Annotated in this window: 10 protein-coding genes and 1 pseudogene; 6 read left to right on the forward strand and 5 right to left on the reverse strand. The window is 39.0% G+C overall.

The features are described 5' to 3' along the window. Positions 1 to 8 precede the first annotated feature (8 nt). From K8O68_RS21635 to K8O68_RS14225, 5 genes and pseudogenes are all read left to right on the forward strand, one after another. A complete protein-coding gene (locus K8O68_RS21635) occupies positions 9 to 80 on the forward strand; it encodes a hypothetical protein (protein ID WP_370640532.1) in 72 nt (23 codons plus the stop codon). Positions 81 to 115: 35 nt separating this feature from the next. After that, positions 116 to 247, forward strand: a complete 132-nt coding sequence (locus tag K8O68_RS14210) for a class III lanthipeptide (RefSeq protein WP_230897521.1) — start codon at positions 116 to 118, stop codon at positions 245 to 247. Positions 248 to 485: 238 nt separating this feature from the next. Continuing rightward, entirely contained in the window at positions 486 to 1,229 is a 744-nt protein-coding gene (locus tag K8O68_RS14215) for a class I SAM-dependent methyltransferase (RefSeq protein WP_230897522.1), read from the forward strand. 182 nt (positions 1,230 to 1,411) lie between these two features. Then, positions 1,412 to 3,160: an ABC transporter ATP-binding protein gene (locus tag K8O68_RS14220; protein WP_230897523.1), complete on the forward strand. Its 1,749-nt coding sequence runs from the start codon at positions 1,412 to 1,414 to the stop codon at positions 3,158 to 3,160. A gap of 157 nt (positions 3,161 to 3,317) precedes the next feature. After that, positions 3,318 to 3,704 (forward strand): annotated as a pseudogene (locus K8O68_RS14225) (sigma-70 family RNA polymerase sigma factor); the annotation flags it as partial. A gap of 54 nt (positions 3,705 to 3,758) precedes the next feature. Here the strand turns inward: K8O68_RS14225 and K8O68_RS14230 are convergent. Genes K8O68_RS14230 through K8O68_RS14240 form a run of 3 tightly spaced genes read right to left on the reverse strand, consistent with a single transcriptional unit; the run spans position 3,759 to position 7,497 of the window. Further along, positions 3,759 to 4,871, reverse strand: a complete 1,113-nt coding sequence (locus K8O68_RS14230) for a Ger(x)C family spore germination protein (RefSeq protein ID WP_230897524.1) — start codon at positions 4,869 to 4,871, stop codon at positions 3,759 to 3,761. Next, positions 4,868 to 5,974 (reverse strand): GerAB/ArcD/ProY family transporter, encoded by a 1,107-nt coding sequence (locus K8O68_RS14235; protein ID WP_230897525.1) that lies wholly within the window; start codon positions 5,972 to 5,974, stop codon positions 4,868 to 4,870. Before K8O68_RS14235 ends, K8O68_RS14230 begins: the two co-directional genes overlap by 4 nt. Before the next feature lie 8 nt (positions 5,975 to 5,982). Next, a complete protein-coding gene (locus K8O68_RS14240) occupies positions 5,983 to 7,497 on the reverse strand; it encodes a spore germination protein (RefSeq protein WP_230897526.1) in 1,515 nt (504 codons plus the stop codon). 150 nt (positions 7,498 to 7,647) lie between these two features. Here K8O68_RS14240 and lplA point away from each other — a divergent pair, with 150 nt between their 5' ends. After that, positions 7,648 to 8,634, forward strand: a complete 987-nt coding sequence (lplA, locus tag K8O68_RS14245; RefSeq protein WP_230897527.1) for a lipoate--protein ligase — start codon at positions 7,648 to 7,650, stop codon at positions 8,632 to 8,634. A gap of 49 nt (positions 8,635 to 8,683) precedes the next feature. Here the strand turns inward: lplA and deoD are convergent, their stop codons facing one another. Further along, entirely contained in the window at positions 8,684 to 9,394 is a 711-nt protein-coding gene (deoD, locus tag K8O68_RS14250; protein ID WP_230897528.1) for a purine-nucleoside phosphorylase, read from the reverse strand. Between the two features lie 341 nt (positions 9,395 to 9,735). Further along, positions 9,736 to 10,185 carry a TlpA disulfide reductase family protein gene (locus tag K8O68_RS14255; RefSeq protein WP_230897529.1) on the reverse strand — a complete coding sequence of 150 codons (450 nt, stop codon included), beginning with the start codon at positions 10,183 to 10,185 and terminating at the stop codon, positions 9,736 to 9,738. Positions 10,186 to 10,310: the final 125 nt, after the last annotated feature.

The following is a 10,310-nucleotide window of genomic DNA, read 5'->3' on the forward strand; positions in this document are numbered from 1 at the left end:
GCCAAGCGGTGGAAGCGACTTGGACCTGGACCGTTACAACAACCAGCGGTTTCACATCGTCGATCAGTAACCATTGCTAAAAGAATGTCCTTCATTAAATAAAGGGGGTGAAAAAATGAATAGTGTACTCGAATTGCAGAAGTTCGCCGATGAAGCAGACGGCAAGGGCCAAGCGGTGGAAGCGACTTGGACCTGGACCGTTACAACAACCAGCGGTTTCACATCGTCGATCAGTAATCATTGCTAAGTTTTGATTGGCAAATAATGTAGCGAAAAGAACGCAAGTAAAATTACTTAGTTCATTCTCGGGTGCCTAGGTTGTAAAACTCTAAGCACCCGAGAGTAAAATTATACCCGCAATTTTAAAAAAATTCAATAGAAGGTGAAAAGTTATCGAAAAGTTATTAGAAATAGCAAATTTTCCAGAGGCATTTGAAGAAGGAACACAAGAGATTTGGCTTGACGCAGAAAGATCTGACGCTGTATTGGAGTCCCATTTTGATAAAAATATGCCTGGGGGAAGTAAGGAAAGCAGTTTTATTGCTGAAACACTTGATTTTATTAACCAAATTGCACCAGTAGATAAGTATAAAAATGTAATTGATCTCGGCTGTGGTCCTGGCCTCTACTCTCATGGGCTGGCTATGAAAGGATATAATGTTGTTGGTGTAGACTTTAACAAAAAAGCAATCGAATATGCAGCCAGTAAAGCAAATAAAGAAAATCTTTCAATAGAATACAGGAATGAAGATATAACTAAAATTGGCCTTAATGAGGAATTTGATGTAGCTTTACTAATTTATCACCTTTATGGGTCTTTTAGTCCGGAGAATAGAAGTAAAATACTTAGTAATTTATACCAGGGATTAAAACCTGGAGGGTTAGTCTTATTAGACGTATTATCAGAAGCAGAATTTAATAAGACTGAACCACAATTTATGTGGGGATTATCCAGAAAAGACAGCCCCTTTTCTAATAAAAAACATCTAGCATTATATGCATCACTTAAATACCCTAATAAAGTTACACTTACAAAAAATATGATGGTTTTTAATAATGGTGATTTGATTAATTATCATTACTGGAATCAATATTTTAGTATTGACGATCTGGAAAAAGAAGTGAATGAGGCTGGTTTTACACTTGAAAAGGTATATGCGGATGTAAACGGTAGAGAATATGTAGAAGATAATGATGTCTTTGGAGCAGTGTTAAAAAAGAAAGAATAAGTGAGTATGTACAATTCCATTACAATAGAATTCAGTGTTGTCCATTATTGAATACCCGTCAATATGCTCTAACACTGAATTCTATAAGTGGAGAGTTCTTCTTATTGTTTTTGTTTCTTTACAGGTGAAAACTTGTTTGGGTTATTTTTAGAAACAAAATAAATTGTAAAGGATAATTTATTATGAAGACACTATCTGTTAAGCAATTTATAGATATTCTAAATAAATACAGGCCTTCTACTTGGCTTATAATAACAGCATTGATCCTTGCAACCATACAAACAGGCGTAGCACTTGTAGTCCCAATAATTGCTATGAATCTAGTGGATTTATTAGTAGATAATGAATTTAATTTGTTCGTCATACTAGGTCTAATATTAGTTTTTCTTCTGCAAATTTCACTGGCAGCTATTTCAATGTATATGATGATTTTTATTGGTGAGAAAATAATAGTACGTTTAAGAGAGGATTTATGGAGAAGGGTAGTAAAGTTTCCAGTAAAGTTTTATGATGCAAATAATTCTGGAGAAATAATGAGCAGAATTACAAACGATACTAATGTAATGAAGAATTTCTTTGTAGATCATTTAATACCCTTTTTTACTGGCTTAATAACAATAGTAGGGTCTCTTGTTATACTTTTTCTAATAGACTGGACTATCGCCCTTATCTTTTTGCTTGTATTTCCAATGGCATTTTTGGTTCTAAGCCCTCTTGGGAAAAAGATGTATAGCGTTTCACGGAGTCTTCAAGATGAAACTGCGTCTTTTCAAGGGGATCTAGGAAGGGTGTTAAGTGATGTTCGTCTAGTCAAGCTTTCAGTGGCTGAAAATGAGGAAGCGGTTCAGGGTGGGGAACGTGCAAGGAAGTTATATAGCTATGGGTTGAAACCAGGCAGAATTATGGCAGTGGTATCCCCTTTAATTACTTCAACTGTCCTTATGGTGCTGGTTTGTATCTTTGGTTACGGAGGATATCAAGTTGCCACCGGATCCTTATCTGCAGGAGCTCTAGTAGCTATCGTGTTTTATATATTCCAAATTATGACCCCCGTCACACTAATGGCACAGTTTTTTACTCAATTTCAAAAAGCAATGGGAGCAACAGAACGTGTTAACTCATTATTAGAAGAGGATCTTGAAAAAAGCGTTATTACAGAAAAAGATAATGGTAAAAAAGAAAATGATCATGGTATTACATTTTCTAACGTTGGATTTTCATATAGTAAAGAAAAAGAAATCCTGAAATGCGTTAGCTTTACAGCTAAAGAGGGGCAAAAAACTGCTATTGTAGGTGAAAGTGGAGCGGGTAAAACTACTTTGTTTTCTCTAATTGAACGATTTTACAACGTGGACCATGGGGATATTTATTACAAAGGAAAGTCTATATATTCTCATAATTTAGAGCGGTGGAGGAAAAAAATCGCCTATGTTAGTCAGGATACACCTGTAATGCAAGGCAGCATTAGAAGGAATCTGGTGTATGGTATTAAGGGAGAGATAAGTGATTTCAATATCTTTGATGCTTTAAAAAGATCCAACCTTGATTCGTTTGTTTCATCACTGCCTCATGGTCTGGACACAGAGGTTGGTGAAAGAGGGATTCGTTTATCAGGTGGGCAAAAACAAAGATTGGCAATAGCTAGGGCGATTATAAGAAATCCCAAAATACTCCTCTTAGATGAAGCTACGGCTCATTTGGATGGTCAATCAGAAGCACTTGTCCAGGAGGCTCTCAACAATTTAATGAAAGATAGAACAACAGTAATTATTGCGCATCGTCTGTCAACTGTAATGGACGCTAACCATATTGTTGTAATTGAGGATGGTGAAGTCTCAGGTTTTGGCGCACATCATGATCTCTACAACACAAATTGGTTATACAAGAAATTAGTTGATCAGCAAAAAATCTCAAATGATTATGGTGCATAAGAAATGAATGGGAATTTAAACCAAATATGGGATTTGTAAATTGTCCTCTAAGTCACAGGATTAAATACTTAGGGGATTTTTTATTGTTTTAGTTCGTTTTATTAAGTAAAATTATTTTAAACAAGCTTTTTCACGCCCCACCTTTGACTTTAGAATAGAAATCCTCATGCACCTGCGTGCGCTTAAAAAAGTGCGTAAAGATGTTTCGCTCCACGACCCTATCGGCCAGGATAAGGAAGGTAATGAGATCAGCCTGATTGATGTTCTGCAGGCGAATACTGAAGATCTGGCTGAGCAGATTCAGTTAAAAATGGAAAAAAAGCAGATTTATCAATATATTCATGTGCTTGATGACCGGGAGAAAGAGGTAGTTATCGGGCGTTTCGGACTGGACATGAAAAAAGAAAAAACGCAAAGGGAAATTGCTAAACAGCTTGGAATCTCAAGAAGTTACGTTTCCAGAATTGAGAAAAGAGCGTTAATGAAGCTCTTCCACGAATTTTACAGACATCAAAAAGCAGTGCTTAGAAAAGAGGACGGATAAGCAGCACCAGGAATAAAGAGGAGAGAGCCTTCATCGCTTTCTCCTTTTTTAGTATTAAAATAAAATACCGTGCCTGACGATATCAACAGTGACATCTACTTGAAAGTCCACCTCGGAATAGACTTCTTTCCAATCAATTTCTTTCCAGTAAGGATAATGGTAGGCATGAATTCTCCGCCCTATTCCCAGGATGTCTGAATTGCTGTCCTGAAGCTTTTCTGTCACCTTCTGAAATTTTTCTGTGAAATTCCGGGATAGCAGAGAACTTAATTCGTTTAACTTTTCCTCATTGTCCAGGTCGTCTAACGGATATTCGATCACATTGACGAACAAGTCTATTTTTAGCGGCACTTCGATCTGTCCGGTTGCCTTATTTATAGTTACGTCTAAATTTCTGTGTACTTCTTCTACCTCAATAGTCACGTAATTTTCTAATTCATTCTCTCTGCCGCTGTGCACTTTTTCGGTAAGTGAAGCTGTCTGCTGCAGCTTGTCCATCATTAGGAGAAGCATTGTTGTTTCTTTTACAGACAAAGATCCTGTCATTTGTCTGTCATTAAACAATGCAACACCTTTAAGATGAGGGTTTCCTTCTTCGAGTGTCATATAAGGGACCATCGCATCCTGCCCGCGGTCGAACAAGGGAGGGCAGATCAATTGAATGTTGGTAATAGGAAGCATTGTTTTTTCCTCAGCAGCTTTTATAAGTTCTGCAATTAATTCACTTGTTCTGGGCCGGTCTTCGAGCTGTAAATCAATAATATCTTTAGCTTGATCTTCTGCAATAACAATTTGAGCTGCTAAAGCAGAGCGGGGGTCCCGGTAAACGATATCCAGAGGGGGATAAAGGTCTTCACTTGCAAGCTCTTTACCGATCATCAGGACCCGCAGTTTACCTAAATCCAGCGCTTCTGAAACTTCTGCTTCTAGATTGTCACGTGCATGGCGGGGGGTATGTCCCAAAGCAGAAACGATCTGGGCTCTTTCTGTTGTCCGGTACTTTTCAGGAATTGGAGAAGCAAAGGTTACCTCAATCAGCTGATCTTCTTCATCAGCATCAATCCCCGCTGATTTGACAACTGTAATGTCCCTGAGCTGTCTGGAATCCCAGCATCCGGTATTTAATATTATTATACATATAAATAAAGCTGTTAAAACCGCCCTCATGAGGCCTTCTCCTTTCCCCGTGCCGGTTTTTTCCTGACCAGAGCAATGATAAGCAATATAAAAGGAATACCCACAATAAAGGTGTAACTGATATTTCCTACAAATTCTGAAAAAGCATCAATTGCTTCATTTGACTCGAAGAAGAGAGCAATAAACAAAATAAGCAGGCCTAAATAAAATACGGCGCTTTTCCGTTTTTTAAGACTGAAAATTACCTGGGTATATTGTGAAGCTAAAAATAAGTAAGTCATTAGCGAAGTTGTTACTGAAATAATCCAAACAGAAATAAAGATAAGGTCAAGCCGGTCAACAACAGGGGAAGTAAAGGCTTTAAGCATGTAGAGCACAGGATTTGGAACCAGTACTATTTCGTCAGGACTGAAAAACAAAAAAGCTGTGACAGAGGAAAAAACATAGACCCCAATCGTAAACCAGATCGCATAAGAAGAGATCTTCGTCACCTCTTTTTTAGCACCCTGAATAAATGGGTAAATAAACAAAATGAGTTCAAAACCGAGCATCGCCTGGAGGGAAGCGTCTGCACCTTTTAAGTAGTCAGCTATACCGATATGCCCGAGCGGAAGCAAATATAGCGGCTGTGCGGCCGTATACCCTGTCAACTGGACACCGATAATCAGGATCAGCAAGCAGGAAACTAGCGTATAAAACCTTGCGATAATATGTATATCTTCTCTTACAAGAAAAACAGCCGCGCTCACGATAAGCGCCATAATAATCCACTTTGGCGTTTCCGGAAAAAGCCATGAAGCAATTGTCCGGTAATAGAGAGTTAGAATAAGAATAGTCACTGTCAGAAAGTATATAAAGTAGGAAAAGTTCACCACTACGGACAAAGGCTTTCCTATAAGGATTCTCGTCATTGTAAAGAACGTGTGGTCTTTAAAACGATGAACAAGAGAAATATACAGTATTAAAAGGCACTGGACAAAACCGCCTGCAATAAGAATAGAAATCCACCCTTCCCACTCTGCTTCTGCGAAAACCCGGGCAGGAAGAGTAAGCACGGCTATTCCGATCTGTGTCTGGACGATAAGAAAGAAAATCTGTTTGGCTGAAATGCGGTTATTTAATAACGGTTCCATATCATCCCTCAACTTTCGTTATTGTTATTATGATTATTATCCAGGTTCAGCCAGGTGGTTTTTGTGTGAGGGAAACGTAAAACGTCTTTTAAAATCCCTTTAAAATGAAAAGGAGCAAACGGATAAAAGTAAGGCTGGCCAAGACTTGTAAGTTTACATAAGTGAATAAGGTAAATGTTCAGACAAAATACGATGCCGAGAAAGCCTAACAGAGACGCCATAATCATAATAGGGAAGCGGAGAAGCCTGACAGACATGCTCATTTCATTTGCGGGTACAGCAAATGAAGAAATAGCAGTTAAGGCTACTACAATAATCATGACGCTTGAAACAAAGCCGGCATTTACGACGGCATCTCCAATCACGAGACCACCGACAATACCAATTGTCTGGCCGATTGGGCTTGGAAGGCGGACCCCTGCTTCTCTTATCAGTTCTAATGTAAGTTCCATGAAAAAGGCTTCCACTATAGGCGGATAAGGGATTTCTTCCACGGCGTCTTTTATAACAAATGTCATCCCGTACGGAATAATTTCGAAATGGAAACTGATGATAGCAATGTAGATGCCCGGCAAGGTTACTGACGTAACAAAGCTGAACATTCGAAGGAGCCGGAAGAAAGTCCCCGCATACCAGCGGCTGTTATAATCATCGTTTGACTGGTAAAAAGACAGGAAACTCATTGGGAGGAGCAAAGCCGTCCCTTCTCCCTCTACAAAAAGAACGATTTTTCCATCAAGTAAGTTAAGTGCACACCGGTCCGGCCGTTCGGTACTCATAAACTGTGGAAACGGGGAGTAAGGGAAATCCTCCAGATATTCTTCAATCACACCTGAACTTATTAATTTGTCAGAGTCTATTTTAGAAAGGCGCCTGTCAATTTCATTAAGTACTTTTTTATCTGCGGTTCCTTCCACATGGACTATACATACCTTTGTATTCTTTTTCTTTCCGACTTTTTTAAAACGTATCGTTAACTGCGGATGCTGAACCATCTGCCGGAGGAGGTAGATATTAACCATCAGGGATTCCACAAAGCCTTGATGGGCCCCGCGGATAATCTGTTCATTTTCAGGCTGTCCTATGTCTCTCAGGATAATTTTGTTTGTATTTAAGATATAGCAGTAATCGAGCCCGTCAATAAACAACAGACATTTTCCAGCCAGTATATGCGGTACGGCTTCCGATACATGGAGAAGTTTTGAAGCATCCATATTCGTCAATGTCTCTTCAAGGGCTCCAATGGAATGGACGCGATTTAACTTACTGTAAAGGTTTTTTTCCATTTTCTCTTCATCAGTCAGAGACTCGAGAAACATGACTGAACATGCATGAGTGTCTATTGTAAAAGGCTTGTCAATTAAATCCTCTGTGTAGTTGAATGTCTCTTTAAGGTAGACTTTATTCTCAGCCATATCATCCTTCGCTGGATATGGAGGAAGTTCATAATCAGCGATGACAGGATTCGTCCTGTCATTATCCGTTTTACTTTTATCTCTCTTAAACCACTTTAAAAGTTTCATCGTCTTCCCCCTTTAAACAGAAACTATTTAGTAATGTGTGTGTAACTGGAAAAACTTATACATTCAGTGTCATTCAGGTAAACCATTTAATTTTTAAATGAGATGTGTGGTAAGATAATGACGAATGACCAAGGATGAGGAGGCAAACTTATGAAATTTATTGACAACGAAAACATTACTGATCCGAGAATTAATCTCGCTATCGAAGAATATGCGCTGAGAAATCTTCCAATTGACGACACCTATCTGCTTTTTTATGTCAATGAGCCTTCGATTATTATCGGAAAAAACCAAAATACGATAGAAGAAATTAATAAAGAATACGTGGATAAAAATGGGATCCACGTTGTTCGCCGCCTGTCAGGGGGAGGAGCAGTTTATCATGATTTAGGGAATTTGAATTTCAGTTTTCTTACGAGAGATGACGGAGACAGCTTTTCAAACTTTCAGAAGTTTACCGAGCCGGTTATACGTGCGCTCGAAAAAATGGGTGTAGAGGCTAAGCTGAGCGGCAGGAATGATATTCATGTCGGAGAGCGCAAAATCTCCGGAAACGCCCAATATACAACTAAAGGCCGTATGTTCAGTCATGGTACGCTGCTGTTAGATTCGGAAATTGAAAAAGTAGTAGATGCGCTGAACGTAAATGAGGAAAAAATACGTTCAAAAGGCATTAAATCCATTCGGAGCCGTGTTGCCAATATTAATGAGTTTCTGGAAACAAAACTGACAGTTAACGAACTGAAAGAAATTTTACTTAAAGACATTTTTGCAAGCGGGGAAGTGGACACTTATCACTTGACCGATGAAGACTGGGAAGGTATAGAAAGAATTTCCGAGAAACGCTACAGGAACTGGGACTGGAACTACGGGAAGTCCCCTAAATTTGATTTGCAGAGATCTAAAAGGTTTGAGGCAGGCACCATTGATATTCGCTTAAATGTGTCTAAGGGATATATTAAGGAATGTAAAATTTATGGAGATTTTTTTGGAGTAGGTGACGTAAGCGAAGTAGAGGAAATGCTTACAGGAGTAAAATATGAGAAGAACGCTCTTCATGAAGCTCTAGCGAATCTGGATATGACGTATTATTTCGGAAGAATTCCGAGAGAAGGGTTTATTGAACTTATTTACTGATAAAATAACCGCCGCCTATTCTGGTCAGAAAAGGCGGCGGTTTAGCATTTTATTTTTCTGAAACGGCAGCTGTGAGAGCAACATCAACCATCTCATTGAACGTTTCCTGTCGTTCCTGAGAGCTTGTCTCTTCGCCTGTAATAATGTGGTCACTTACCGTCAATACAGATAAAGCTTTGACACCAAAGCGGGCAGCGATTGTATATAAAGCAGAAGTTTCCATTTCCACTGCAAGAACCTGATGTTCAGCCAGCTGTGGAATAAGATTTTTATCTTCATTATAGAAGACATCACTTGTAAATACACTTCCTACTTTAACATTCAAGTCGTGCTCAGTAGCACCGTCATAAGCCCTTTTTAACAAATCAAAGTTGGCGGTTGGAGCAAAGTCGATACCATTAAAGTGGTGTCTGTTTACACCTGAATTTGATGTAGCGCTCATTGCCAGAATAACGTCGCGGACTTTAACATCTTTCTGTATTGCTCCGCATGTTCCGACGCGAATAAGATTTTTAACATTATAGCTGTTAATTAATTCGTGAACATAAATAGAAATAGATGGCACACCCATACCTGTGCCCTGAACAGAAATTCTTTCTCCCTTGTAAGTTCCTGTAAAGCCGAGCATTCCTCTTACTTCGTTATAACAGCTCACGTCTTCAAGGAAGTTTTCAGCAATATACTTTGCGCGTAACGGATCTCCGGGCAGCAAAATAGATTCTGCAATTTCTCCCTCTTTTGCTCCAATATGTACACTCATTATGATCATCCTTTCTGCAAACATGTCTCTACAAGGTAATGTTAAGCTGGTCCTATTCTCCGTATTATTTTGCTTTTTCTCCTGAGAGGAGGGCACTGACCTTCAAAAGAATATTTACTGAATTTTCCCGGCTAAACTTTTCTGCCGGAACATTGGCAGATTTTTTGCGAAGTGATACAGAGAATATACTTTAACAGAGCCTTGTTTAAATTAAACGTACCATATAGTAAACAAGTAATGCAAAGTATTTTATGCCGTTATTGTAAGGCTTAATTTTTTCTGCTGGCCCTGCTGGTATAAAAAAACCCGGAACGAGTCAATCGTCCGGGAAGTACTATTACTTATTTTGCTTCAACACCAAGTACGCGGTTGACCCGTTTTCTGAGCATCTTCATGCCGCCGCCTCCGGCCTGGAAGTGCCGAAGCTGGCCATCTTTATCAAATACATAATAGGCTGGTACATATTGATTTTCGAACGCATCGGTGAGCTTGTGTTCGCTGTCGACAAAAATTGGCTGAGTAATATCATGACCCTGAGCGGTAGCTTCAATGACGCTCAAATCCAGATCTTTCTCAGATCGCGGCATGTGTACAGCAATAACGTTTAACTCATCTTCATATTCATCACGAAACTCATTTACGTCAGGCATTGCTTCTTTACATAAGCCGCAGCTTACTGACCAGAAGTGAATAAGTGTTGGCTTATCACCGATTAAATCCTCTTTTGTCACTTCTTCATTTAACCATTTTGTGGCACCGGACAATTCAGGCATTTGTTCACGAAGTTTCATACAGAACACTCCCTCTATAAAGTTTAATTTTCTTCTAAATACTAACGGATACTTACAATTTCACAAACACCAGATAAGATTCTCACGCATAAATATGGATATATATTGAAACTGGAATATATTTT

The organism is Salipaludibacillus sp. CUR1 (assembly GCF_021028955.1).
Lineage (GTDB): Bacteria > Bacillota > Bacilli > Bacillales > Salisediminibacteriaceae > Salipaludibacillus.